Here is a 24771-nt window from a genome sequence, read left to right as displayed (position 1 = left end):
GCCTTGCTGCGCTAAAAACTCATCGCCAGTCCGATGGAGTAGCCGCTGGTACTGTTGCTGAACATATAGCGGGCCACCAGCCGGGTGCGGGTGATGAAGATGTCGTACTTGCTGCTGTCGAGTTCGAGGCCAAGTCCCAGGGAGTTGAGGCTGTTGAAACCGAGCAGCCCCCGTTGCTGCCCCAGGTATTCGGTTCTGGCTCCTTCCAGCACGTAGCGAAGGGGCCTGTCCAGCAGGGTCCAGTCCCACAGGGGGGCGCGGCGGCGCAGGTAAAGCCCGAGGTTTTCCGCATCGGCCTGACCGCTGACGCTCTCGGCGGTGCCGGTGAAGCTTTGCAGATGCTGGTAGGAGTAGCGCAGCTCGGCATCGATGTCCTGGGCGGCGGAGAAGAGCTCATAGTCCAGCATCAATGAGCCGCCGAGGCCGTAGACATTGAGGGTGCCGCCGTCGAGGAAGTCCAGATTCTGGCCACTCCTGTGCTCGAGTAGGGCGGCCCCGATGCGAAGGTCGCTGGCCACCGTGCCCAGGGTGACATTGGCGATGGGCCGCAGCACCAGATTGCCACCAAAGCGATCCCGGTGGACGCTGACATCCCAGCCGATGCCGCCGGTGGCGCTCAGGCTGTTCCATTTGGTGGGTATGGTGCGGGTCTCGTTGCCATCGGTGAACACGAACTGGGGATCGTAGCGGCTGTAGCCCAGGGTGCCCTCCAGATAGAGGGGAACATCCTCGCTCAGGGTGGCGCCACCCCCGAGCTGGGTGATGGTGAGGGCGGAGGTGTCGTTGGTGCCGCTGCCGATATTCAGGTTGCTGGCGGTGATATCCGGCACCACGGCGTAGCTCATGAGGGAGACGACGGCGTTGGCGCGCTGTTGCACCAGGCTCTCGTCGCTGGCACGGGCCTTTGTCACAAGACCGGCAGAGACGCCGGCAATAACCGCCAGCAAGGAAAGTGTGTGAGAAGAGAGCTGTCTTGCCATACCTGGCTCCATGAGTACCCCGTCCATTGGGGCATGTTCACACTGTAACGGGTTTCATCTGGCTTGGCAGCCAGGCAAGGGCTGGCCCGTCCTGTTTTGGGGTGTGCGCATTGGCCTGATGGGCCAAGCTGCCCTCGCTTTGGCGGGGGCAGGGGGCCGCGAGAAGGGGGAACCGCTGGGCAGAAATCACAGACATTAATTTATTGTTCAGTTCCCCGGGTGTATAAGAGGCCTCCCATACGAACATTGGGGTGGTAGCAGGGATGGATTACCAGACGGGGCCTTCGGGTCATCATGACGAATGCGCATTACGTTGATGGGAGTCACACCAGATGCAGGACATGCTGCTTGCCATATGGCATCAGGATTTTGATCAGCTTATACAAATGCAGGCAATCGGTCTGCTCGTCACCTGTCTGGTGGTGATCCTCTTCCTTGAATCGAGCTTCGTCTTTCTGCCCCTGCCCGGTGACAGCCTGGTGCTGCTGGCGGGCGGTCTGGTGGGCATGGGGGTGCTGGGGCCCGAGGTGACCTTGCTCTATCTGCCGCTCGCGGCCGGGATAGGGTGCGTGCTCGCCTACTGGCAGGGGCAGGCACTGCATGGCACCCGTTTCATGGGCCATGTGGAGCGAATGATCCCGGAAGGGAGCCTGCCCAGGGCCTCCCGACTGCTGGATCGTTACGGCTTCTGGGCCATGTTCGTGTCCCGTTTCATCCCCTTCGTGAGAGTGTTGACCCCCATGTTGATGGGAGTCTCCCGCCTGCACCTGCTGCGGGTGGCCGTGGCGAGTTTTGCCAGCGCCTTCCTCTGGTCCCTGGTATTGAGCATGGTGGGCAAGATGGTGATGGCGACCCCGGTCTTTGCTCATCATCAGGAGCTGCTGACCAAGTGCCTGCTTGTCACCTCTTTCGGGCTGTTCGTCATCGCGGTGGCGGCCATCGGCATGCGGTTGCTCAAGCGTCCGAGCAAGCGGGTGCGCTGATCTCACTGCCCGGGCTGCGCCTGCTGCCGCGTCTGGCGGGCGCAGCCCCCGGAAAAATACAGGCCATTTGAGGCGGCATTCCTGCCGCCTATCTGTTACACTTCGCGCCCGCCATTTTCCGGCTCATCTTCTGATCTGATGTCAGACCCAGCCGTCCTTGGCTTCACGCCTCGCCGATGCCAGGCCACACGCCGGCCCAGGCCACCCACGCCAACTACAGCTCCGCTGGAACACAGGAACCCAACATGAGATTTGAATCGTTCGATTTTGCCCCCGAGATTTTGCGCGCCATCTCAGATTGCGGTTATCAGGAGATGACCCCTGTGCAGAGCCAGGCCATCCCGGCCATTCGCCGTGGCCGCGATGTGCTGGCCAGTGCCCAGACCGGTACCGGCAAGACAGCCGCCTTTGCGTTGCCCATCCTGCAACGCCTGGTAGACAACCCGGCGCCGGTGCAGCCTTCCAATGCCCGCGTGCTGATCCTGACCCCGACCCGCGAGCTGGCGGCCCAGGTGGCGAGCAATATCAACGATTTTGCCAAGTATCTTGATATCACTACCCTCACCATCGTGGGTGGTGGCAAACAGGATGTGCAGGCCAAGAAGCTCAAAGCGGGCGCACACATCATAGTGGCCACCCCTGGCCGTCTGCTCGAGCACCTCACCGCCTGCAACCTGAGCCTCTCCGGGGTCGAGACCCTGGTGCTGGACGAGGCGGATCGCATCCTCGACATGGGCTTTAGCGCCGATGTGCAGCAGATCCTGCAGGCGGTCAACAAGACCCGCCAGAACCTGCTCTTCTCCGCCACCTTCTCCGAGGCGGTGAAAAAGCTGGCCAACCTCATGCTGGACAAACCCCAGGTGGTGGCCGTCGACAAGCAGAACTCCACTGCCGACACCGTGAGCCATACCGTTTATCCGGTGGAACAGAAGCGCAAGCGCGAGCTGCTCTCCGAGCTTATCGGCAAGCAGAACTGGCAGCAGGTGCTGGTGTTTGCCAGCACCCGCGAGAGTTGCGATGAACTGGTGGAGGAGCTCAACCTAGACGGCATCAAGTCTGCCGTGGTGCACGGTGACAAGGCCCAGGGGAGCCGTCGCCGTGCCTTGCGTGAATTCACCGAAGGCAAGCTGCGGGTGCTGGTGGCCACCGAGGTGGCCGCCCGCGGCCTGGACATTCCGAGCCTGGAATACGTGGTCAACTATGATCTGCCGTTCCTCGCGGAAGATTACGTGCACCGTATCGGCCGAACCGGTCGCGCTGGCAAGAGCGGCATGGCCATCTCCTTCGTCAGTCGCGAGGAGGAGCGCACCCTGCTGGAGATCGAGGCCCTCATCGGCCAGAAGATCCGCCGCATCATGGTGCCGGGTTACGAGGTGAGCAGCCGTGACGACCTCATCAAGCAGTTGCAGGAGCGCCGCCGCTTCGGCAAGCGCCCGCAGCGTGAAGACAATGCCGCCGCCCAGGCCATGGCCGAGGCGAAACTGCAAGGTCAGCGCCTCAAGCGTCTGGCGGCGGCCAAGAAGCCCCGTCAGCCGAAATAAGGCAACGTCGCACCCTCCCGGTCGGGGAGGGGCGTTTACTCTCCAAAGGCGCCACTGGCGCCTTTGTGCTGTCGATGACGCGGCCCCTGGCCGCCCCGTTTCAAGAGGATCCGAGATGACCCTTCCTGCTTACAATCAGGCCCTGCTCGAGATGGCCCGCCAGAGCCTGGCGGAGCTGGAGCGCACCGCTGCCCAGAAGACGGGCAAACGCACCCCCGCCCAGGAGAGCCACTTTCTCTGTACCTGGATGGCGGATTCTCTCAAGGAGAAACGCTTCTCCCGGCTGGTGATGGAGGATCTCAAGGCCTGGGTGCAACTGGGGCGGACGCTGGGGGCGGGGGCCGATCTCAAGGGGCTGCTTGAGCGGGTGCAGCGCCAGTATGAGCGTGCCATGCATGAGCCGGTACAGCTGGGGGCGCGCCTGGCCGATCTGCTTTTGGCGCTGGAGGGGGCGGGCTGGCTGGTGTTCACTGACAGCGAACTGCACACCCGGCAGCGGCTGCTGAGCCAGGGGCAATCCAGCCTGATCATCTCGGCCAGCGAGTATCAGGGCCATATCGAGGGAGGTGAGCTGGTCAAGCCCCTCACCCTCTATGTGCGCGGGGACGAGCAGGTACTGGCCGAGGCGGCATTTGCCCGGGGCCTGCTGCTGAGCCAAGGCAACAAGAAAACCACCCTGGTCAAGCACCACAAGGCCTATCGGCTGATGCCGGGCAACGCGCAGCCTGCCCTGGCGCTGCTGTCCTCCTGATCCCGCCTTCTCATCCCGTCACCCGGCCCTGCGCCGGGTTTTTTTATGGCAAATGCACCCCACGGGGTTGCCTGCACGCTCGGGCCGGGCGGGCAATCTTTGTCGCAGCCAAGGAGCTCCCCCTCTGATGGGGGGCGTCCCCCATATGGAGGGATGGTGGGGTGGTGCTTCTGCTCTAGGGTGGATGGGCCCCAAAGAGGGCCTTAAAGGAAGCAGACCGCCTGACAAGGCGACACTCAATGAATGAGGAAACATGATGAAAGCGACTCCAATTGCCCTGTTGCTAGCCGGCGTGCTGGCGTCCCCGCTCTGCGCCGCCGGACTCGATGCCCGGCTCACTCTGGTGGAGGGCAGCACAGACGATGTGCGCGTCAACCTGACCCTGACCAACACCGGGGAGAAGCCGGTTCGTCTGCTCAAATGGCAACTGCCAGGCAGCGAGGATGCCCCCCTGTTCCAGGTGGAGCGTGACGGCCAGCCGGTGGATTACGAAGGGGCCCTGATCAAGCGGGCCGCCCCGAGTGACAAGGACTACCAACTGCTCAAGGCAGGCCAGAGCCTGACTGTGCAGGCGGAGGTCTCCGGTCTCTACGACATGAGCGCCCAGGGCCAGTACAGCATCCGTTACCTGCTGCCGACCGTGGCGCAGGAGGGGAAAGCGGCCAAGGCCAAACAGGCCCAGGCGAGCGAGTCCAATGCCGTGACCCTCTGGGTGGACGGGGTGAGCGACGATCGGGTGCTGGCCAAGGCGGCGGTGGCCGAGCCCCAGGCAGTGAGCGCCTCGGTCAGCTTCAGCGGCCGTTGCACCAACACCCAGAAGAGCGACATCCTGGCGGCGCTCGATGCCGCGAGTGGCATCGCCAACAACTCCAGCAGCTACCTCGCGGTGGACAAGCCGAATGGGCAGCGCTACCGCAGCTGGTTTGGCGCCTATGACGCCACCCGCTGGAACCAGGCCGAGACCAACTTCAGCAAGATCAAGGATGCCATCGACAACAAGCCGCTCACCTTCGACTGCGGTTGCAAGCAGAGCTACTTTGCCTATGTCTATCCGGACCAGCCCTACAAGGTCTATCTGTGCAAGAGCTTCTGGACAGCGCCGGTCACCGGGACCGATTCCCGCGCCGGCACCATTGTCCACGAGCTGAGCCACTTCAACGTGGTGGCGGGCACCGACGATCTGGGATACGGTCAGGCCAATGCGCGCAATCTGGCGAGCACGGATCCCCAGAAGGCCCTGAACAATGCCGACAACCATGAATATTTCGCCGAGAATACCCCGAGCGAAAATTGAGTTGCAAACAGGGGCCGGATGGCCCCTTTTTTGACGGAGGCACCATGATGACACTCTTGCTCACCACCCTGGCACTGGCGCCCTTGCAGTGCGAGCTGTCGGTCAGCGCAGAGAGCGGGGTGAACGAACCCCTGCCCCTGGTGATGACCCTGACCAACCGGGGGGAGACGCCTCTCGAGGTATTGACCTGGTTCACCCCCTTCGAGGGGTGGTTTGCCGATGCCATCGACCTGACCCGCGATGGGCAGTCGCTGGACTATCGAGGGCCGCTTGCCAAGCGAGGTACCCCCGGGGACGGCGACTTCCTGCACCTGGGGGCGGGGGAGCAGAGCCAGGCCGATGCGGATCTGGCGCAGGCCTACGATCTGTCCCAACCGGGCCGCTACCGGCTCAGCTATCGTGCCCAGCCCCTGACGCTGACCAAGGGCGTGGCGCCCAGCTGCCCCGCCGTCGACTTTACCCGGGTGGCCCCCTAGGCGATCTGCGGCTTGCCCTTGGTATCCAGCAGCCCGACGGCGCGAGGGGCCACCGCCAGACCGCGTGACGATTGGCTTTCCCGCCAGCAGCAGTGCACCAGCGTGATCACATGGTGAGCCAGAGTGTTGTCTTTATCCGGATGACGCAGGGGATGGGCCACCGAGTGGGTCTATAGCAAAATGATGAACATGAGGGGCGGTCCAGCCATGCCATGCACCGGGCCGACTCGTTTACACCGTCAAGGAGGAGACATGGCACTGGAACAACTGAAACGGGAGCTGGAGCGCTTTGGCGAGCAGAATGACGGCGCGCAACACTCCCGTGGCAGCAAGATGCTCAACATTACCCGCGATACCGGCGAGCTGCTGGCGGTGCTGGTGCAGACGAGGGGGGCCGATGCGGTGCTGGAGATCGGCACCTCCAACGGTTACTCCACCCTCTGGCTGGCCGAGGCAGTAAAACGGCTGGGGGGCCGGGTCACCACCATCGAGCTGGACGAGGGCAAACGGACCATGGCGGCGACCAACTTTGAGCGGGCCGGGCTCGCTCCCTGGATTGAGCAGTTGGCGGGCGAAGCAGGCACGCTGCTGCCCACCCTGCCGACGGCGGGCTATCAGCTCATTTTTCTGGACTCCGATCGCCTGCACTATCAGGCCTGGTGGCCCGAGATCCAGCGCCTGCTTGCCCCCCGCGGTCTGCTGGTGGTGGACAATGCCATCTCCCATGAGGACGAGATGAGGGAGTGGATGGCACAGGTGCGGCGTGACCCCGATTTCCTGACTTCCCTGGTGCCGGTGGGCAAGGGGGAGTGGCTGGTGGTGCGGTGCTAGAGCGCACCACCAAAGCCAGGCATAAAAAAACAGCCCCGCACGAGCGGGGCTGTTTGCATGACTGCGTGGTTGCGACGGCAGATCACACGGCCAGGTAGTCCATGATCCCTTCGGCCGCCTTGCGACCCTCATAAATGGCGGTCACCACCAGATCCGAGCCGCGCACCGCGTCACCACCGGCGAACACCTTGGGGTTGCTGGTCTGGAAGGCGTACTCGGCCTTCTCGGGCGCCTTGATGCGATCCCGGCCGTCGAGCTCGACGCCGTGCTCTGCCATCCAGGGCTGGGGGTTGGGCTGGAAGCCGAACGCCATCACCACCGCATCGGCGGGCAGCACCTGCTCGGAGCCTTCAATGACCACAGGATTGCGGCGGCCATTGGCATCGGGGGCGCCGAGCTCGGTGCTCACCACCTTGATGCCGCAGGTGCGGCCGTGGGCGTCCAGCTCCACGCCGATGGGCTGGAGGTTGAACATGAATTCCACCCCTTCCTCCTGGGCGTTTTTCACCTCCCGCTTGGAGCCCGGCATGTTCTCGGCATCCCGGCGGTAGGCGCAGATCACCCGATCGGCCCCCTGGCGGATGGCGGTGCGCACGCAGTCCATGGCGGTATCGCCGCCCCCCAGCACCACTACCTGCTTGCCGGCGAAGTCGATGTAATCGGCTTGCGCCTTCTCAAAGCCCAGCAAGCGATTGGCGTTGGAGATGAGGTAGGGCAGGGCGTCGTAGACCCCCGGCGCCTCTTCGTTGGCAAAGCCGCCCTTCATGTACTTGTAGGTGCCGACCCCGAGGAAGACCGCATCGAACTCACCGAGCAGGTCGGCGAAGGTGACGTCACGGCCCACTTCGGTCTCGAGGCGAAACTCCACCCCCATCCCCTCGAAGATCTCGCGGCGGCGCTGCATCACCTCTTTCTCCAGCTTGAAGGAGGGGATACCGAAGGTGAGCAGGCCGCCGATCTCCGGGTACTTGTCGAACACCACAGGGGTGACGCCATTGCGTGCCAGCACGTCGGCACAGGCAAGGCCCGCGGGGCCCGCGCCAATGACGGCGACCCGCTTGCCGGTCTTGACCACCTTGGAGAGATCCGGGCGCCAGCCCATCTCGAACGCCTTGTCGGTGATGTATTTTTCGATGTTGCCGATGGTCACGGCGCCGAATCTGTCGTTGAGGGTGCAGGCACCCTCACACAGTCTGTCTTGTGGGCAAACGCGGCCACACACCTCCGGCAGGCTGTTGGTCTGGTGGGAGAGCTCCACCGCCTCCAGAATGCGTCCCTCGTTGGCCAGCTTCAGCCAGTTGGGGATGTAGTTGTGTACCGGGCACTTCCACTCGCAATAGGGGTTGCCGCAGTCGAGGCAGCGATCCGCCTGCATGCCGACCTGGGCCTGGTTGAAGGGCTCGTAGATCTCCACGAACTGGATCTTGCGGATCTTGAGCGGCTTCTTGGGCGGGTCGACCCGCTGGACATCGATAAACTGGAATACGTTCTGGCTCATAGGGTTCCCTCCTTATTGCGCCTGGATTCTGAGTTCTGCACTGGAACGGCTGGTGTGGCCAAGCAGCGATTTGACGTCGCTGGACTTGGGTTTGATCAGCCTGAACTTGGGCACATAGGAGTCGAAGTTGGCCAGGATCTCCTCGGCACGCGAGCTGCCTGTCTCGTTGAGGTGCGCCGTGATGATACCGCGCAGGTGCTCCTGGTGGATGGCCAGATCCGCCACCTCCAGCAGTTCGACCAGCTCGGGGTTGGTGCGCTTGGCAAAGTTGCCGCACTCGTCGAGCACGTAGGCGAAACCGCCTGTCATGCCCGCCGCGAAGTTGACACCGGTCTTGCCGAGCACGGTGACGATGCCGCCTGTCATGTATTCACAGCCGTTGTCGCCAATCCCCTCGACCACCGCCAAGGCCCCTGAGTTGCGCACCGCGAACCGCTCGCCTGCGGTCCCTGCGGCATAGAGCTTGCCGCCGGTGGCGCCATAGAGGCAGGTGTTGCCGATGATGGCCGCCTCGTGGGATTTGAACGCCACGCCGACGTGGGGTTTGATTACCAGCTTGCCGCCGGTCATCCCCTTGCCCACGTAGTCGTTGGCATCCCCGGTGAGGATCATCTCAAGGCCGCCGGCGTTCCAGACGCCGAAGCTCTGGCCGGCGGTGCCGTTGAAGTGCACCTTGACCGGATCGGCCGCCATGCCCTGGTTGCCGTGGCGCTTGACGATTTCGCCGGACAGACGCGCACCCACGGAGCGATCGGTGTTGCGGATGTCGTAGCGGAACTCGCCGCCACTCATGTTTTCCACCGCGTCCAGCAGGTCTTCCACCATCTTGAGGTTCAAGGGCCCCTTGTCGAAGGTGGGGTTGTGCTGCTGGCTGAACAGACTGGAGCCTGCCGGTGCAACCGGGGCCGCCAGGATGCCGGACAAGTCCAGCTTGGCCTGACGGGCGGTGAGGCCGGGCAGGGCTTCCAGCAGGTCGGTACGACCGATGAGGTCGGTGAGCTGGGTGACGCCCAGCTCGGCCATCAGCTCGCGCGTCTCCTCGGCGATGAACTTGAAGTAGTTCATCACCATTTCCGGCAGGCCGGTGAAGTGTTCGCGGCGCAGCTTCTCATCCTGGGTGGCGACGCCGGTGGCGCAGTTGTTCAGGTGGCAGATACGCAGGTATTTGCAACCGAGTGCCACCATGGGGCCGGTACCGAAGCCAAAGCTCTCGGCGCCGAGGATGGCCGCCTTGATGATGTCCAGACCGGTCTTGAGACCGCCATCCACCTGCAGGCGCACCTTGTGGCGCAGGCCGTTGGCCACCAGCGCCTGTTGGGTTTCGGCCAGGCCCAGCTCCCAGGGGGAGCCGGCGTATTTGACCGAGGTGAGCGGGCTGGCGCCGGTGCCGCCGTCGTAGCCGGAGACGGTAATGAAGTCCGCATAGGCCTTGGCCACGCCACAGGCGATGGTGCCGACGCCAGGTTCGGACACCAGTTTCACCGACACCAGGCAGTTCGGGTTGATCTGCTTGATGTCGAAGATGAGCTGGGCCAGATCCTCGATGGAGTAGATGTCGTGGTGGGGCGGCGGGGAGATCAGGGTCACGCCGGGCACGGAGTAGCGCAGCTGGGCGATTTGCGCGGTGACCTTGTCTCCGGGCAGCTGGCCACCTTCACCGGGCTTGGCACCCTGGGCGACTTTTATCTGCACCACGTCCGCGTTCATCAGGTAGTGCGGGGTGACGCCAAAGCGACCGGAAGCCACCTGCTTGATGCGAGAGTTCTTCTCGGTACCAAAACGCTTGGGATCCTCGCCGCCTTCGCCGGAGTTGCTCTGACCGCCGAGGCGGTTCATGGCGATGGCCAGGGCCTCGTGGGCCTCGGGGCCGAGGGCGCCGATGGACATGGCCGCGGAGTCGAAGCGGGGGAACAGCCTGGCGGCTGGCTCCACCTGATCCAGCGCAACCGGGGTGGTGCCCTGTTTGAGCGACAGCAGATCGCGCAGGGTGGCGACCGGGCGCTCGTTCACCAGACGGGCATACTCCTTGTAATCGGCGTAGTTGCCGGAGCGCACCGCCACTTGCAGGGTCTGCACCACGTCCGGGTTGTAGGTGTGGTACTCGCCACCGTGGACGAATTTCAAGAGGCCGCCCAGGGTCAGCGGCTTGCGGCCGAGCCAGGCCAGACGGGACAGATTGATCTGATCCTGCTGGATGTCGGCAAAGTCGGCACCCTGGATGCGGCTCGATACGCCGCGGAAGCAGAGTTCGACAACAGCCCTGGAGAGGCCCACCGCCTCAAACAGCTGGGAGCAGCGGTAGCTTGCCACCGTGCTGATGCCCATCTTGGACATCACCTTGTAGAGGCCCTTGTTGATGCCGTTGCGGTAGTTGAGCATGGCCTGGCGCAGGCTCATCTTGAGCACGCCTTCCTCTACCTGCTTGGCGAGGGTCTCGTAGGCGAGGTAGGGGTAGATGGCGGTGGCGCCAAAGCCCAGCAGCACGGCGAAGTGGTGCGGGTCGCGCACGCTCGCGGTCTCCACCAGGATATTGGCGTCGCAGCGCAGGTTGTTGTCCACCAGGGTACGCTGCACCGCACCCACCGCCATGGCGGCCGGGATGGGCAGGGTATCCGGGCTGATGTCCCGGTCTGACAGGACCAGCAGCACCGCGCCGCTGCGGGCCGCTTTAGCTGCCTCGTGGCAGAGGCGCTCGAGGGCAGCCTGCAGCCCCTCTTCGGGCTGGTAGTTGAGGCTCAGCACCGCATGGCGGTAGTGCTCACCTTCCAGGGCCAGCAACTGATGGAAGTCGGAGTAGAGCAGGATCGGCGACTGGAACAGCACCCGGTGGGCGTGACCGAAGGTCTCGTTGAACACGTTTTGCTCGCGGCCGATACAGGTGGCCAGGGACATGACGTGATTTTCCCGCAGGGGATCGATGGGCGGGTTGGTCACCTGGGCGAACATCTGGCGGAAGTAGTCGTACAGGGTACGCTGGCTGGAGGAGAGCACCGCCATCGGGGTGTCATCCCCCATGGAGCCCACTGCCTCCTGGCCATTCTCGCCGAGCACGCGGATCACCTGATCCAGCTCTTCAAAGGAGTAGCCGAACAGCTTCTGGTAAGTCTTGAGCCGGTCATCCGGGAATTCCCGCGACCCCGTGCTGGCATCGTCCATCTGCTCGAAGGGCACCAGGCGCTTGCAGTGCTTGTCCATCCACTGCTTGTAGGTGTGACGGCTCTTGAGATCGTCGTCAATTTCGAAGCTGGTCCAGATCTTGCCGTTGCTGGTATCGACCACGAACAGCTCCCCCGGGCCGACACGGCCCTTCTCCAGCACTTCGTCCGGGGTGTAGTCCCAGGTGCCCACTTCGGAGGCCAGCGTGATGAACTTGTCCTTGGTGATGACGTAACGTGCCGGACGCAGACCGTTTCTGTCGAGTGCGCAGGTGGCGTAACGACCGTCGGTCATGACGATGCCGGCCGGGCCGTCCCAGGGCTCCATGTGCATGGAGTTGAAGTCGTAGAAGGCGCGCAGGTCGTCATCCATGTTCGGGTGCTTCTGCCACGCAGGCGGGATCAGCAGGCGCATGGCGCGGAACAGGTCCATGCCGCCGGCCAGGAAGAGATCCAGCATGTTGTCGAGGCTGGAGGAGTCCGACCCCGTGGTGTTGACGAAGGGGGCGGCCTCTTGCAGATCGGGGATCAGCGGGGTGGCGAACTTGTAGCTGCGCGCCTTGGCCCACTGGCGGTTGCCGGCAATGGTGTTGATCTCGCCGTTGTGGGCGAGGTAGCGGAACGGCTGCGCCAGCGGCCAGCGCGGGCTGGTGTTGGTGGAGAAACGCTGGTGGAACACGCAGATGGCGGCCTGCATGCGGATGTCAGCCAGATCCAGATAGAAGCGCGGCAAATCCACCGGCATGCACAGTCCCTTGTAGACGGTGACCAGGTTGGAAAGGCTGACCACATAGAAGTAGTCGTCGCTGATGCGCTTCTCGATGCGGCGGCGCACGATATAGAGGCGGCGCTCGAGATCCTTGTCGACCCAGCCCGGGGGCGCGTTGACAAAGACCTGTTCAATGCTGGGCAGGGACGCCTTGGCGATGGAACCGAGTACGTTGGTATCGATGGGCACCTTGCGCCAGCCGACCAGACTCAGGGTCTCTCTTTCCAGCTCCTCGTCGATGATGTCGCGAGTGGCCTGGGCCAGGATGGGATCGGGGTTGAGGAACAGCATGCCGACCGCGTAGTTGCGGCCCAGGTGCCATCCCTTCTCTTCGGCGACCGCTCTAAAGAAGCTGTCGGGTTTTTGCAGCAACAGGCCGCAGCCGTCGCCGGTCTTGCCATCGGCGGAGATACCGCCGCGGTGCTGCATGCGAGCCAAGGCTGACATCGCGAGACGGACAAGCTTGTGGCTGGCTTCCCCTTCCATGTGGGCCAACAGGCCGAAGCCACAGTTATCCCTCTCCAGCTTTGGATCATATAGTGACATTGCATTTCTCCCTTGCTCGGCCTTCCATCGCACTGTCATCAACAGACTGCATAAATTGCGATTGGCTCTTGTGGTTCCGTCCGCCTGAGGTGGCGAATCTCCAAACTAATGGGATTTTCGGGCAAGGTCAATTGGACATCCCGCTTGTTTGCAATGTTACATCGCCATAACAAAATGTGGGTTTTTGAGACTCAATCAGCATTTTTGTGTATTTGTGACTGCTTTTTATTTATTTGTTGGCTTTATGTTCTGTTTATGGACGGTTTAGTGGTTGACTGCATGGTGGCGGGGAACTGTAGTAATTTTACAAAGTCATCTCTGGTGTGCTTGGCGGGGATCACATTTCAGGATCCTGCGTCTTGCATTTGTCCATAAGCAGACTTAACAGGATTTTTTCAGTAGTTACAGCCGGTTATGGGCGAGAGGTTATGACACTTTTCTCCAGGTTGCAGGAGTGACAGGTTGTCAAAAGTGACCGTGAATGCCGACTGTTGGGTATTTATCACATCTAACGTGAATATTTATATGATTTTTGGGTAGGGAGCGGGATTGATCCAGCGCAGCCTGCCCGCCGGGCTGCGTCGCTAGAATGACACCTCATTTCGGAGGTGTCATGCAGTTACACGAACTCATCAATACATTTGGCCAGGATCTCAAGCAGCGCCACGGCCAGAAGATCCACAAACTCTCCATTCACGGGGCCTTTACCTGCCCTAACCGGGACGGCACCCTGGGCCGGGGTGGCTGCACTTTCTGCAATGTCTCCTCCTTTGCCGACGAGTCGGCCCAGCAACTCTCCGTGGTGCAGCAACTGCTGGCACGCCGGGACGAGGTGACCCGGGCCAGGCGCTATCTGGCCTACTTTCAGGCCTATACCAGTACTTATGCCGAAGTGGAGTACCTTCAGCGCATGTATGAAGAAGCCTTGTCGGTGAGCGACATGGTGGGGCTCTGCGTCGGAACTCGCCCTGATTGTGTACCCGATGCGGTGCTGGATCTGCTGGCAGGTTATCAGGCCAGAGGTTACGAGGTGTGGCTGGAGCTGGGGCTGCAAAGTGCCAACGACAAGACGTTGCAACGCATCAATCGGGGTCACGGCTATGCCGCTTATGCCGATGCCGTTGCCCGAGCCCATCTGCGAGGCATCAAGGTGTGTGCCCACCTCATCGTGGGCCTGCCCGGGGAGGTGCCGATGGACAGCCTGGAAACCCTCCACCGTGTCGTGGAGACCGGCGTCGAGGGGATCAAGCTTCACCCACTGCATGTGGTGGAGGGGAGCACTCTTGGCAAGGCGTGGCAGGCGGGACGGTTGGATGTGTTGACGATGGAGCAGTATGTGACGGCGGCGGTCGCCATGATCCAGTACACGCCTCCCGAGGTGGTCTATCACAGAGTCTCGGCGTCGGCGCGCCGCCCGACCCTGCTGGCCCCCGCCTGGTGCGAGAATCGCTGGAGCGCCATGACCGCCATTGCCGCGGCGCTGGCACGCTCAGGCCCTCAGGGACACTGCCTGGGACGCCCCTTTTCTCTCTCTTCCACGGGCGAGTGCCAACTCTAATTTCGTCAAAAAAACAGTGGGTTATTAGATGAAATTCAGTCTTTGGAGTATAGTTTCGTTCAAGTCACCTTGATAAGATGGTCGGCTTGAAAAAAGATATAGTTATCAATAACTCTTTGCAGTTTTTATACCGGGCGGGCTTTCTTCGTACCGGGTGGCATATTTCTTGGCAACATCAGGTGCCCGGCATGTCCCCTCCGTTTCCGGCATGAAAATCTGTGAGGGAGGCGAGACATGCAGTGTCCCGGCTCTGTGCGCTAATCGGGTTGTGGGTCTGGGTGGCGCGGTCTGTTCTGTTTTTCCGGATCGCCGCCGGGCTTTGGATATTCGGCCCCGAGACAACCTTCTGAATCATGTTTGATGGGATGCTATGCAAGCAGAAACCAGCCATATAGATGAACTGTTGGAGTGCCTGGTCTTTTTGACCCGCTTTTACGGGGTGCCCAACAGTCAGGATGCTCTCACCACCGGCTTGCCACTGGTCTCCGGGCGTCTCAGCACGGCGCTCTTCAGTCGTGCCGCCGAGCGGGGCGGTCTCTCTGCCCGCGAAGTGATTCAGCCCCTTGAACAGATCTCCTCGCTGCTGCTGCCCTGCGTCTTGCAGACGCGCAATGGCGGCGCCTGCATCTTGCTTGAATGGAATGAAGAACGGACCCAGGCGAGGGTCATCTTTCCCCAGGCCGGAGACGCGGCCCAATGGGTCAGTCTTGCCCAGCTGGGTGACGAGTACAATGGTCGTCTGTTCTACGTCAAGCGGCAGTTCAAGTTTGATGAGCGCTCGCCCAAAGTGCTGGAGACCCGTGATGGTCACTGGTTCTGGAGCACCTTGTTCGAGTCCCGCGGTATCTATCGGGATGTGCTGGTGGCCTCGATCCTCATCAACCTGTTTGCCATCGCCAGCCCCCTGTTCACCATGAACGTCTATGACAAGATTGTGCCCAACCTGGCATTCGACTCCCTCTGGGTGCTGGCGGTTGGAGCCATGGTGGTGTTCACCTTCGACTTCGTGATGCGCCAGCTGCGCAGCTACTTCATCGATATTGCAGGCAAGAAATCCGACGTGCTCTTGTCGGCCAAAATCTTTGCCAAGGTGATGGGCATGAAGATGGAGTCCAGGCCTGCGTCGACCGGTGCCTTTGCCAAGCACTTGCAGGAGTTTGAATCGGTGCGCGAGTTTTTCACGTCGGCCACCGTCTCCACCCTGATCGATCTGCCGTTTGCCATCTTCTTCCTCTTCATCATCTGGATTTTCGCCGGTGTGATGGTGGTGGTGCCCATCATCGCCATCCTGATCTTGGTGGCCTACAGCTTCTACATTCAGGCACCGCTGAAGCAATCCATCGAGGAGGGCTCCCGGCTCGCCTCCCAGAAGAACGCCAATCTGATCGAAAGCATCTCGGGCCTTGAGACCGTGAAGATTTTCGGGGCCGAGAGCATGTTCCAGCACCGCTGGGAGCAGGCGGTGTCCCACATCTCGACCTGGGGCGTGCAGACCCGGCGCATCACCAACTCCATGTCTTCTCTGGCGAGCTACATCCAGCAGGTGGTGACAGTGGGACTGGTGATCGTCGGTGTTTACCAGATCTCGGAAGGGTTGGTGACCATGGGGGGCATGATAGCGGCCGTGATGCTGTCGAGCCGGGCCATCGCCCCCATGGTGCAGCTGTCGGTGCTTTCTACCCGCTACAACCAGGCCAAGTCGGCACTCGAGATCCTGGAGAAGATAATGATGACGCCGGGTGAGCAGGAGGAGGGCAGGCAGTACATCCACCATCCGGTCATCCAGGGGCGCATCGAGTTTGAAAATGTCTCCTTCAAGTATCCGGGCATGGAGAGCAGCACCCTGCACAACATCAACCTGCGCATCGAGCCGGGTGAGAAGGTGGCCATCATCGGGCGGATCGGTGCGGGTAAAACCACGCTGGAGAAATTGTTGATGGGCCTCTATCGCCCGACTGACGGCCTAGTGCGTCTGGATGGCTTTGAGCTGGACCAACTGCCGCCGACCATCATTCGCCGCAACATCGGCTGTGTGCCGCAAGATGTGACCCTCTTCTTTGGTTCCGTGCGGGACAACATCATGCTGGGCAATCCCCTGGTGGACGATGCCCGTGTCTTGCGCGCCGCCAAGCGGGCCGGGGTCACCAACTTTACCAACCGGGATCCCAACGGTCTCGACAGACAGATAGGCGAAGGGGGACGTCAGCTCTCCGGTGGCCAGCGCCAGTCCATCCTGCTGGCTCGCGCCCTGCTCAACGATCCCCCCATTCTGGTGATGGACGAGCCGACCTCCAACATGGACAACCAGTCAGAGATGCACGTGAAGCAGGAGCTGGCGCGGCTCGGCCCCGAAACCACCCTTATCCTCATCACCCACAAGACCTCCATGCTGGATGTCGCTTCCCGGGTCATCGTCGTGGAGCAGGGGAAGATAGTGGCGGACGGTCCCAAAGAGGTGGTGTTGCAGCAATTGAAGGAAGGCAAGGTGCGGGTGCAGGAGACGGCGAATGGCTAACCACTGGTTCAAGAAAACGTCCTCAGATACGGTCTTGCCTGCACCCGAGCATCTCGAGTACGTGGATGACGGCGCCGCCGCCGTGCTGCTGACGACACCCACCCGTGCCAGAGTCCTGCTGTGGGCCTGCTTCCTGTTTTTTGTCAGCGCCATCGTCTGGGCAGCCTGGGCAGAGCTGGATGAAGTGACCGTCGGCCAGGGCAAGGTGATACCGTCGCGCCAGTTGCAGGTGATCCAGAACCTGGAAGGGGGGATCGTCAAGGAGATCTTCGTCAAGGAGGGGGACATCGTCGAGAAGGGACAGCCACTGCTGCGCATCGACGATACCCGCTTCAAGTCGGATTTTCGCGAACGGGAGCAGGAGCTGGTCACCCTCAAGGGGGATATTGCCCGCCTGCGCGCCGAAATTCGCAGCGTGGTGGTCAAGAACGAGCCCAATCTGGGGTGGCGTGAACAGGTAGCCATCGACAAACAGGCCATCGAGTTCCCCGAAGGGTACGAGAATGTATTTGCGGAATATGCCGCCCGTGAAAGATCGGTGCAGGAGGCGCGGTTAAACAACCTCAAGAACCAGCTCTACATCCTGGGACAGCAGATCGAGCAGAAAGAGCAGGAGACCATAGAGCTCAATGCCAAGATCCGGACCGTCGGCCGCAGCGTTGATTTGGCTCGTCAGGAGCTGAACATCAGCCGTCCTCTCGCAAAAGAGGGTATAGTTCCTCAAGTGGAGCTAATTAAACTGGAGCGGCAGGTCAACGAAATGCAAGGGGAGCTGGAGGCGAACCGCCTGCTGGTGCCCAAGCTCAACTCGGTACTGCGGGAGACCATCTCGAAGCGAAATGATATCGCCCTGAAATTCCGGGCGGACTCCCAGACCGAGCTGAACGAACGTCAAGGCAAGTTGAGCCAGTTGTCGGAGGGTCAGGTCGGCCTCAGGGACAGAGTCGATCGTACCAGTGTGATCGCGCCTCTCAAGGGGACCATCAAAAAGCTCAAGATTAATACGCTGGGTGGGGTCGTTCAGCCGGGCATGGACCTGATGGAGATAGTGCCGCTGGAAGATACCCTGCTGGTTGAAGCCAAGGTGTCGCCCAAGGACATCGCGTTCCTCAGACCAGGACTGGAGGCCGTGGTCAAGATAACTGCCTATGATTTCACTATTTATGGAGGTTTACATGGCAAGGTTGAACAGATAAGTGCCGACTCAATCCAGGATGAGGAGGGCAATTCCTTCTATCTGGTGCGAGTACGAACCGAGAAGAGTTATCTGGGCGATGAGCTTAACGCACTTCCCATCATCCCCGGTATGTTAGCCAGTGCAGATATTATTACTGGTAAAAAAAGTGTCCTAGACTACTTGCTGAAACCCATCTTGAGGGCTAAGCAGTCGGCACTGAGAGAACGATAAGCCAACAATCTAAAAACAACATGACTGGAGATACCATGAAGAAGACGATTGTTGCCATGCTGGTTAGTGGCACCATACTGTTCCCGGGCCTGAGCCAGGCACAGACGCTGGAACAGTCAGTGGCGCAGTCACTGGCTACCCATCCGAAAATCAAGGAAGCTTTTGATCTCTATCAGGCACGACTGTATCAGCATGATGGAGCCAAGGGCGGCTATTACCCCACCATTGATCTGCGTGGTGGCGTCGGTTACGAGAAGACTGACAGTCCCTCGACCCGTGCCGCAGGTCCCAATTCACAGACGATCGATGACTCCATGACGCGCAAGGAGGCCGGGATCAGCCTTCGCCAGATGCTGTTTGACGGCTTTGATGTCAGCAGCAACGTGGCACGGACCGATGCCGCCGCCCAGGCCCAGCGCCTGGCGATGATCTCCGAGGCGGAGAACACGGCCCTGCGCGTGGCCGAGGTCTATCTCAACATGCTGCGTCAGCAGGAGATCCTGGAGCTGTCCAAGCAGAACCTTGAAACCCACGAGCAGATCCGCAGTGACATCCAAAAACGGACCGACTCCGGTCTTGGGTCGACCGCTGACCAGACCCAGATCGACGGTCGTGTGGCTCGGGCTTACTCCAATCAGGCGGCGGCGGAGAACAACTATCGGGATGCCGAGAGCGAGTTCATCCGTGTCGTCAATGAAGTGCCCAAGGATCTCGTTCAGCCAGTACCGAACACCCAACTCCTGCCCGCAACGCTGGAAGATGCGCTGAAGACGGCAACAGAGGTTCACCCGACCCTGCTGTCATCCCTGCAGGACATCGAAGAGGCGAAGTATCAGCATGAAGGCTCCAAGTCAGGGTTCTACCCGAACGTAGCCTTTGAAGTCGATCAGAACTGGAACGAGGACATCGATGCGGTCAAAGGCCGTAATGACGATCTCACCGCCATGGTCCGGATGCGTTACAACCTGTTCCGCGGTGGGTCCGATCTGGCAGAAAGCAAGGCAACCTCTGCGCTCTATTCCCAGGCCAAAGACATTCACATGAATGCCTTCCGTCAGGTGGAAGAGGGGACCCGCCTCGCCTGGAACGCCAAAGAGTCGCTGGCCAAGCAAAAAGTCTTCCTCAAAGAGCACGTGGACGCCAGCTATGACACCGTACAGGCGTACAAGAAGCAATTCGGCCTGGGCCAACGGACCTTGCTGGACGTGCTGAACACGGAGAACGAACTGTTCGAGGCTCGCCGCAGCTACATCACGGCCGAGTACGACTCCCTGTTGGCGGATTATCGTATCCTCAATGCCACCGGTGGTCTGCTCAATGCCCTGAATGTGCAGCAACCGGCTGAATGGCAGGCCAACAACAACTGATGGCCCTGCCACTGATGTCATATCAGGCAAGGGGAATGGCTGCAGCGTGCTGCAGTCATTCTTTTATGCGTCCGGCGGTCAGGGGATGATGGCGGCGTCATGACACAGAAAGAAGTGGCATCGACAGGCTGGAGCCGACGTGATGGGTATCGAGCTATCGCAGGTGCACGTGCGCCCTGGCGGGTTCGCCTGCTATGGCTGGCCCTGCTGGCGATCCCCCTGCTGCTCAGCGCCAGCCAGCCTCTCTCACCGGAGGATATGAAACTGGTCAAGCGCGCGGAGGAGACCTATGGCCCTAGGGCCGGCAAACGGGTCACCAGCTGGCGCACTTTGGCAATGCAGAACAAGGCAGCGGGGCTGACGGATCGGCAGAAGCTGGAGAAGGTGAACCAGTTCTTCAACCAGATGCGTTTCATCGATGACATCAAGTTGTGGCACAAGAAGGATTATTGGGCGACACCGCTGGAATTTCTGGGCGCAGCAGGAGGAGATTGTGAAGACTTCAGCATTTCCAAGTATTTTACCTTGCTGGAACTTGGCATCCCTGATGAAAAAATGCGAATGGTATATGTCAAGGCATTGGATTATAACCAGTTTCATATGGTCGTTGCCTACTATGAGACGCCTGCGGCAGTACCCCTGATTCTGGACAATCTTGTCGGATCAATTCGCCCGGCGACCCAACGGGCGGATTTGTTGCCAATTTACAGTTTTAACGGTAGTCACTTGTGGCTGATGAAGGCGCGTGGTCAAGGGGAACTGGCCGGGCAATCATCCCGCTTGGGATTATGGACAGACTTACGCAATCGCATGACATCGGGGCGATTGGCTCGGCCTGCGGTCAATTTGGATGATTAACCTATGACGCTCTACAGACAACTATTGGCAACCATGCTGCTGCTGTTCGGATTGCTGTTTGCCGCCACCTATTGGGTGCAATTCAATTCGACCCGCAACTACCTGGCGCAGCAGCAGGAGACCACCGTCATCAATACGTCCACCGCACTGGGTCTGGCGCTGACCCCCTATCTGGAGAACGGCGACAAGGTCAGTGCCGAATCCGTGATCAAGGCGGTGTTCGACGGGGGTTACTACAAGCTGGTCCGTCTCGATCTGCTGGCCTCCAAGGATGTCATCGAGCTGGAGAACAGCAGCCATATCGAAGGGGTCCCACAGTGGTTCATTGGGCTGGATCTGTTCCCTGAAGTGGCCAATGAATCGATTTTGACGTCGGGTTGGCTGCAACTGGGCAAGCTGAAGGTCGTCGGCCACCCTGGACAAGCCTACTACGAGCTTTGGAAAGGAATGAGCGAACTGGCCACCTGGTTCCTGGTCGGCTTTCTCGTCACCACTCTCTTGCTGATGCGGGCGCTCAATTATCTGCTCAAACCGCTCAAGCTGATTTGCGATCAGGCGGTTGAAATCGAGCTGCACCATTTCGGCCACGCCATTCCCGAGCCCAAGACCCGCGAGCTGCGGCAAGTGGTACAGGCCATCAATACCCTTTCCAGCAAGCTTGCCGTGCAGTTCAAAGAGCAGGCTGACGAAGCCGAAAATCTGCGAGCCCGCGTCTATGTGGATGCCGTCTCCGGGCTTGGCAACCGCTCTTACTTCGTCGGGCAGGTCAATGCCTGGATTGCGGAGGCCGGGCAGGGCGGGGTCATGCTGGTGGCCGTCGACATGCTGGACGATCTCTATCGGGAAGAGGGCTTTGCTGCAAGGGACAACATGGTCAAGTCCATTGCACAGGTGCTCAGGGAACTGCTGGATGGCTGGGATGGCGCGGCGCTGGCCCGGATCTCGGCGACCGAGTATGCCTTGCTCTGCCCCACCGATGATCTGTCTCAGCTCAAGGAGCTGGCGGAGCTCATCAACAGCCGTATCGCCGATCTGGTTGTCAATCCCATGGGAGAAAGCGGTGCGCTGTCCGTCGTCGGCATCGCCGGCCGTGATGGCAATGACGATCTCTCGGCCCTGCTGACGAAGGCGGATAACGCCCTTGGCAAAGCGCGCAATGAGCGGCGCGGTGCCGTCGTGATGGAAGGCGGCAATGAGCAGGGACTGATGGGACGCCTTGCCTGGCGAGACCTGGTGCAGGATGCCATTGCCAGACATCTCTGGCGCTTCAAGGCACAGCCTGCATGCCGCTTCGATGATGGTACCCGCCTGCATGCCGAGTTGTTCGCGGCCATCTCGCGAGATGGAACGGATTACTTCGCAGGGCAGTTCTTGCCTGCGATCGAGCAGTTCAAGATGGGGGCCGAGTTTGACAAGGCGGTGCTGGAAGCCTGCGTCCCCTTGTTCAATCAGCAACCGGAATTGGTGTTGGCAGTCAATATCACGGCGGGTTCTCTCTGTTCGGATGAGTTCCTGACATGGCTCAGAGGCTATCTGTCGCTGAACGTGGAGCTGAAGGAGCGACTGCTGTTCGAGATCCCGGAAGCGGCCATCATGAAACACAAAGAGTATGTGACTCATCTGGTTGAGCTGTTGCGAGAGCACGGCTTCTTGTGGGGGGTCGATCACTATGGCCGGCACTTCCAGTCCCTCGGCTATCTGGAAGAGCTGACCCCCACCTATGTCAAGGTGGACCACGGGTATACCAGCCAGGTCATGGAACCAGGCGCCGATACCTCCTTCCTGGCGGCTGTCTGTCGGGCTGCCCACAACGCGGGTGTCACGACCATCGCCACCCGGGTGGAAGATCAACGGCAGGTTGAATTGTTGTCCAGTTTGCATATCGATGGTTATCAGGGGTTCGTTCACCCTGCATTTCCACTGGCATAAGCGGTACAACTCGATAGAAAGGGGCCCATTAAGGGCCCTTTTTTATATCTGTTTAGAATATGTACATCATTTTTACGCGACATATAGGTAATATCACTAAAACTCGCGCTGTTACTTAATTGATTTTTATATGTAAAAAATATTCGTTCGATTCGCTGCATCGGATGAGGTCAAAGAGACTCAACCCTGTACATTTTTGCAACGGAAGCAGGACGGGGGCGTAACTAGAGTGTAGGCATCAAGATCTGTCACCCTGGAGCAATGGATATGCGCACCCAAATCATCGACAAAACCGTGGTCGTCTCTTCCGTAGAAGGCAACGTTCAGATCCTGCTTGCCGATGGCAGCAGTCGTCCTCTCCAGCCTGGCGAGATACTGCAGCCTGGCGCCAGACTCAATATCGCTGATGATGCCAAATTGATGCTGGCTCCCTACGATGACAAACCTGCAGCGGACAATGGTGTTCCGGCAGGGACAGAGATGCCTCCAGAGGGGCAATCTTCCTCATCGGTTGCCAATCATCAGCAAGGCTCGCCTGAAGTGTCGCCAGAAATTGCGGCGTTGCAACAATCCATCCTGCAAGGGGTTGACCCGACCAAGAACTTCGAAGCCTCTGCTGCCGGTGGGGCACCTGCCGCCGGTGGTGGTGGCGGTATCGGCGGGGTCGCTGGGGCCAGTGGCAATGGTGGTTTTGTTGTCATAGATCGCATCGGAGATGCGACCATAGCTGAGGCCGGATTCGATACCGGCTATGACACGTTGATCGATCAGAATGTGCTGCAGGAAGACGATCTTCTGCCCGAGAATCAGCTCGATGATCAGGATGAGTCTGCTGTTACCCAGGAAGATCAGGCCATCAGTGGCAATGTGCTCGACAACAGCAACAATCCGGATGGTCCCCTTGATACGTCTGTCATTTCCTATAGCTGGGGTAGCAATCAGGGAATTGCTGCCGGCGTTGAGAGCACGCTGGATGGGATTGGTACGCTGATCATCAATGCCGACGGCTCCTATACCTTTACCCCTGCGCTGAACTACACAGGCCCTGTACCTGCGGTCAATTACACCGTAACGGATGGGGATGATACCAACGACTCCACTCTGACCATCACCATCACCCCTGTAGATGAGCCTGTCTCGCTGAATGGATTGCAGGTCGAGGGTGGTGAGCTTGTCCTTGATGAAGCCGCATTGCCGGATGGCTCAGCCTCCGATGGCGCAGCCTTGACCAAGAGCAGTACCTTTACATTCAATGCGGCAGATGGAGTACAAAGCCTGACGCTGGGAGGTGTGACGCTGATCAGCAATGGCCAGGTCTTGACCACCTTCCCCCAGGGGATCCCCAGTCCTTTGGGAAATCAACTGCTGGTGACCGGCGTCAGCTACAACCCGGTGACAGGGGTTGGCAGCGTGACCTACAGCTACACCCTGAACGATAACGAAACACATAACAAACCTGCAAATGATGGGGCTCTGACGGAGAGCTTCAACGTTGTGTTGACGGACCTCGATGGCGACACGACCAGTGCAGGGCTGGATGTCGTGGTGCTGGACGACGTGCCGACGGCGGTGAGCGACGTCAACCTGACGGTGGCGAGCGAGAACAACCTGGTCCTCAATGGCAACGTCATCACCAACGATGTGCAGGGGGCGGATGGCGCGGCGGTGACCGCGGGCACCCTGAGCGGGACCTACGGCAGCCTGGTGCTCAATGCCAACGGCACCTACACCTACACCCTCAACCCGAACGACGGTGACTTCAAGGCACTGACCGGGGGCGGGGTGGGCAGCGAAGTGTTCACCTACACCCTGACGGATGCGGACGGAGACGTGAGCACGGCGACCCTGACCCTGACCATCAAGAACGACGATGACGGGGTGACCATCACCAACCTGACGCCCAAGGGCGAGGGCGGGGATGCGAAGGTGCACGAAGACGACCTGCTGGCGACCCGCGGCGAGAATGAGTCGGCGGGGTCGGACAGCAGCAAGGAGTCGACCACGGTGACGGGGGACTTCACCATCAGCGCGCCGGACGGGGTGAAGACCCTGAGCGTGGGTGGCATCAACATCGTGGTGAACGGGGTGGTGGCGGGCTTCCCGCTGAGCGGGGTGACCACGCCGCTGGGCAACACCCTGACCATCACCGGGTACAACCCGGCGACGGGGCTGGTGAGCTACAGCTACACCCTGAACGACAACGAGGCGCACCCGACGGCGAACGGCAACAACAGCCTGTTCGAAGACTTCGCGGTGAGCCTGGTGGACAGCGACGGGGACTCGGCCTCGAACACCCTGAGCGTGCAGATCGT

The 24771-nt window shown here is 60.5% G+C and carries 17 protein-coding genes; 13 read left to right on the top strand and 4 right to left on the bottom strand.

The features are described 5' to 3' along the window. Window positions 1-11 precede the first annotated feature (11 nt). Window positions 12-980 carry an autotransporter domain-containing protein gene (locus J9893_RS00090; protein WP_210599799.1) on the bottom strand — a complete coding sequence of 323 codons (969 nt, stop codon included), beginning with the start codon at window positions 978-980 and terminating at the stop codon, window positions 12-14. Between the two features lie 332 nt (window positions 981-1312). On the opposite strand from J9893_RS00090, the gene J9893_RS00085 reads away from it, so the two are divergent. The 5 genes from J9893_RS00085 (at window position 1313) to J9893_RS00065 (ending at window position 6025) form a co-directional block, all read left to right on the top strand. After that, window positions 1313-1963: a DedA family protein gene (locus tag J9893_RS00085; protein ID WP_210599798.1), complete on the top strand. Its 651-nt coding sequence runs from the start codon at window positions 1313-1315 to the stop codon at window positions 1961-1963. A 245-nt stretch (window positions 1964-2208) separates the two neighbouring features. Beyond that, window positions 2209-3504, top strand: coding sequence for a DEAD/DEAH box helicase (locus J9893_RS00080; RefSeq protein WP_010675179.1), 1296 nt, complete (start codon window positions 2209-2211; stop codon window positions 3502-3504). A 115-nt stretch (window positions 3505-3619) separates the two neighbouring features. After that, complete coding sequence (locus J9893_RS00075) at window positions 3620-4255, top strand: DUF2913 family protein (RefSeq protein WP_104453094.1); 636 nt, start codon at window positions 3620-3622, stop codon at window positions 4253-4255. Window positions 4256-4508: 253 nt separating this feature from the next. Beyond that, complete coding sequence (locus J9893_RS00070) at window positions 4509-5549, top strand: M35 family metallo-endopeptidase (RefSeq protein WP_029314738.1); 1041 nt, start codon at window positions 4509-4511, stop codon at window positions 5547-5549. A 44-nt stretch (window positions 5550-5593) separates the two neighbouring features. Next, window positions 5594-6025 (top strand): protease, encoded by a 432-nt coding sequence (locus J9893_RS00065; RefSeq protein ID WP_210599797.1) that lies wholly within the window; start codon window positions 5594-5596, stop codon window positions 6023-6025. Here J9893_RS00065 and J9893_RS00060 read toward each other — a convergent pair. Further along, window positions 6022-6186, bottom strand: a complete 165-nt coding sequence (locus tag J9893_RS00060) for a hypothetical protein (RefSeq protein WP_210599848.1) — start codon at window positions 6184-6186, stop codon at window positions 6022-6024. The two genes, J9893_RS00065 and J9893_RS00060, sit on opposite strands and share 4 nt — an antisense overlap. Window positions 6187-6277: 91 nt before the next feature. On the opposite strand from J9893_RS00060, the gene J9893_RS00055 reads away from it, so the two are divergent. After that, a complete protein-coding gene (locus J9893_RS00055) occupies window positions 6278-6856 on the top strand; it encodes an O-methyltransferase (protein ID WP_210599796.1) in 579 nt (192 codons plus the stop codon). 82 nt (window positions 6857-6938) lie between these two features. Here J9893_RS00055 and J9893_RS00050 read toward each other — a convergent pair whose 3' ends face one another. Together J9893_RS00050 and gltB are read right to left on the bottom strand one after the other, a co-directional pair. Then, a complete protein-coding gene (locus J9893_RS00050; protein ID WP_042014661.1) occupies window positions 6939-8354 on the bottom strand; it encodes an FAD-dependent oxidoreductase in 1416 nt (471 codons plus the stop codon). Window positions 8355-8366: 12 nt separating this feature from the next. After that, the gene (gene gltB / locus J9893_RS00045) at window positions 8367-12824 is read right to left on the bottom strand and encodes a glutamate synthase large subunit (RefSeq protein ID WP_210599795.1); all 4458 of its coding nucleotides are present in this window, start codon (window positions 12822-12824) and stop codon (window positions 8367-8369) included. 613 nt (window positions 12825-13437) lie between these two features. Between gltB and J9893_RS00040 the strand changes: the two genes are divergently transcribed. The 7 genes from J9893_RS00040 to J9893_RS21485 form a co-directional block, all read left to right on the top strand. Continuing rightward, window positions 13438-14382 carry a TIGR01212 family radical SAM protein gene (locus J9893_RS00040; RefSeq protein ID WP_210599794.1) on the top strand — a complete coding sequence of 315 codons (945 nt, stop codon included), beginning with the start codon at window positions 13438-13440 and terminating at the stop codon, window positions 14380-14382. 370 nt (window positions 14383-14752) lie between these two features. Next, window positions 14753-16897 (top strand): type I secretion system permease/ATPase, encoded by a 2145-nt coding sequence (locus J9893_RS00035; RefSeq protein ID WP_039040368.1) that lies wholly within the window; start codon window positions 14753-14755, stop codon window positions 16895-16897. Beyond that, a complete protein-coding gene (locus J9893_RS00030; protein WP_210599793.1) occupies window positions 16890-18305 on the top strand; it encodes an HlyD family type I secretion periplasmic adaptor subunit in 1416 nt (471 codons plus the stop codon). Before J9893_RS00035 ends, J9893_RS00030 begins: the two co-directional genes overlap by 8 nt. Before the next feature lie 35 nt (window positions 18306-18340). Next, on the top strand, window positions 18341-19672 hold the full coding sequence (locus J9893_RS00025; RefSeq protein WP_010675164.1) for a TolC family outer membrane protein: 1332 nt from the start codon (window positions 18341-18343) through the stop codon (window positions 19670-19672). Between the two features lie 99 nt (window positions 19673-19771). Beyond that, entirely contained in the window at window positions 19772-20530 is a 759-nt protein-coding gene (locus J9893_RS00020; RefSeq protein ID WP_232092819.1) for a transglutaminase-like cysteine peptidase, read from the top strand. A gap of 3 nt (window positions 20531-20533) precedes the next feature. Further along, entirely contained in the window at window positions 20534-22459 is a 1926-nt protein-coding gene (locus J9893_RS00015) for an EAL domain-containing protein (protein ID WP_109112568.1), read from the top strand. 267 nt (window positions 22460-22726) lie between these two features. Further along, window positions 22727-24771 (top strand): retention module-containing protein (locus tag J9893_RS21485; RefSeq protein WP_246875486.1); only part of this gene is annotated, 2045 nt, incomplete at its 3' end.

Origin of the sequence: Aeromonas sp. MaB10011B (assembly GCF_017939325.1) — a bacterium.
In the GTDB taxonomy this organism is placed as follows: domain Bacteria; phylum Pseudomonadota; class Gammaproteobacteria; order Enterobacterales; family Aeromonadaceae; genus Aeromonas; species Aeromonas caviae.
Note: the sequence above shows the minus strand (reverse complement) of the source record. Positions and strands in the feature narration are given on the sequence as shown.

Coding starts and splice junctions, on each gene's coding strand:
- J9893_RS00020 (WP_232092819.1), top strand. CDS start 19,772: ATGACACAGAAAGAAGTGGCATCGACAGGCTGGAGCCGACGTGATGGG.
- J9893_RS00090 (WP_210599799.1), bottom strand. CDS start 980: ATGGCAAGACAGCTCTCTTCTCACACACTTTCCTTGCTGGCGGTTATT.
- J9893_RS00085 (WP_210599798.1), top strand. CDS start 1,313: ATGCAGGACATGCTGCTTGCCATATGGCATCAGGATTTTGATCAGCTT.
- J9893_RS00065 (WP_210599797.1), top strand. CDS start 5,594: ATGATGACACTCTTGCTCACCACCCTGGCACTGGCGCCCTTGCAGTGC.
- J9893_RS00050 (WP_042014661.1), bottom strand. CDS start 8,354: ATGAGCCAGAACGTATTCCAGTTTATCGATGTCCAGCGGGTCGACCCG.
- gltB (WP_210599795.1), bottom strand. CDS start 12,824: ATGTCACTATATGATCCAAAGCTGGAGAGGGATAACTGTGGCTTCGGC.
- J9893_RS00015 (WP_109112568.1), top strand. CDS start 20,534: ATGACGCTCTACAGACAACTATTGGCAACCATGCTGCTGCTGTTCGGA.
- J9893_RS00070 (WP_029314738.1), top strand. CDS start 4,509: ATGATGAAAGCGACTCCAATTGCCCTGTTGCTAGCCGGCGTGCTGGCG.
- J9893_RS00055 (WP_210599796.1), top strand. CDS start 6,278: ATGGCACTGGAACAACTGAAACGGGAGCTGGAGCGCTTTGGCGAGCAG.
- J9893_RS00030 (WP_210599793.1), top strand. CDS start 16,890: ATGGCTAACCACTGGTTCAAGAAAACGTCCTCAGATACGGTCTTGCCT.
- J9893_RS00040 (WP_210599794.1), top strand. CDS start 13,438: ATGCAGTTACACGAACTCATCAATACATTTGGCCAGGATCTCAAGCAG.
- J9893_RS00080 (WP_010675179.1), top strand. CDS start 2,209: ATGAGATTTGAATCGTTCGATTTTGCCCCCGAGATTTTGCGCGCCATC.
- J9893_RS00035 (WP_039040368.1), top strand. CDS start 14,753: ATGCAAGCAGAAACCAGCCATATAGATGAACTGTTGGAGTGCCTGGTC.
- J9893_RS00025 (WP_010675164.1), top strand. CDS start 18,341: ATGAAGAAGACGATTGTTGCCATGCTGGTTAGTGGCACCATACTGTTC.
- J9893_RS00075 (WP_104453094.1), top strand. CDS start 3,620: ATGACCCTTCCTGCTTACAATCAGGCCCTGCTCGAGATGGCCCGCCAG.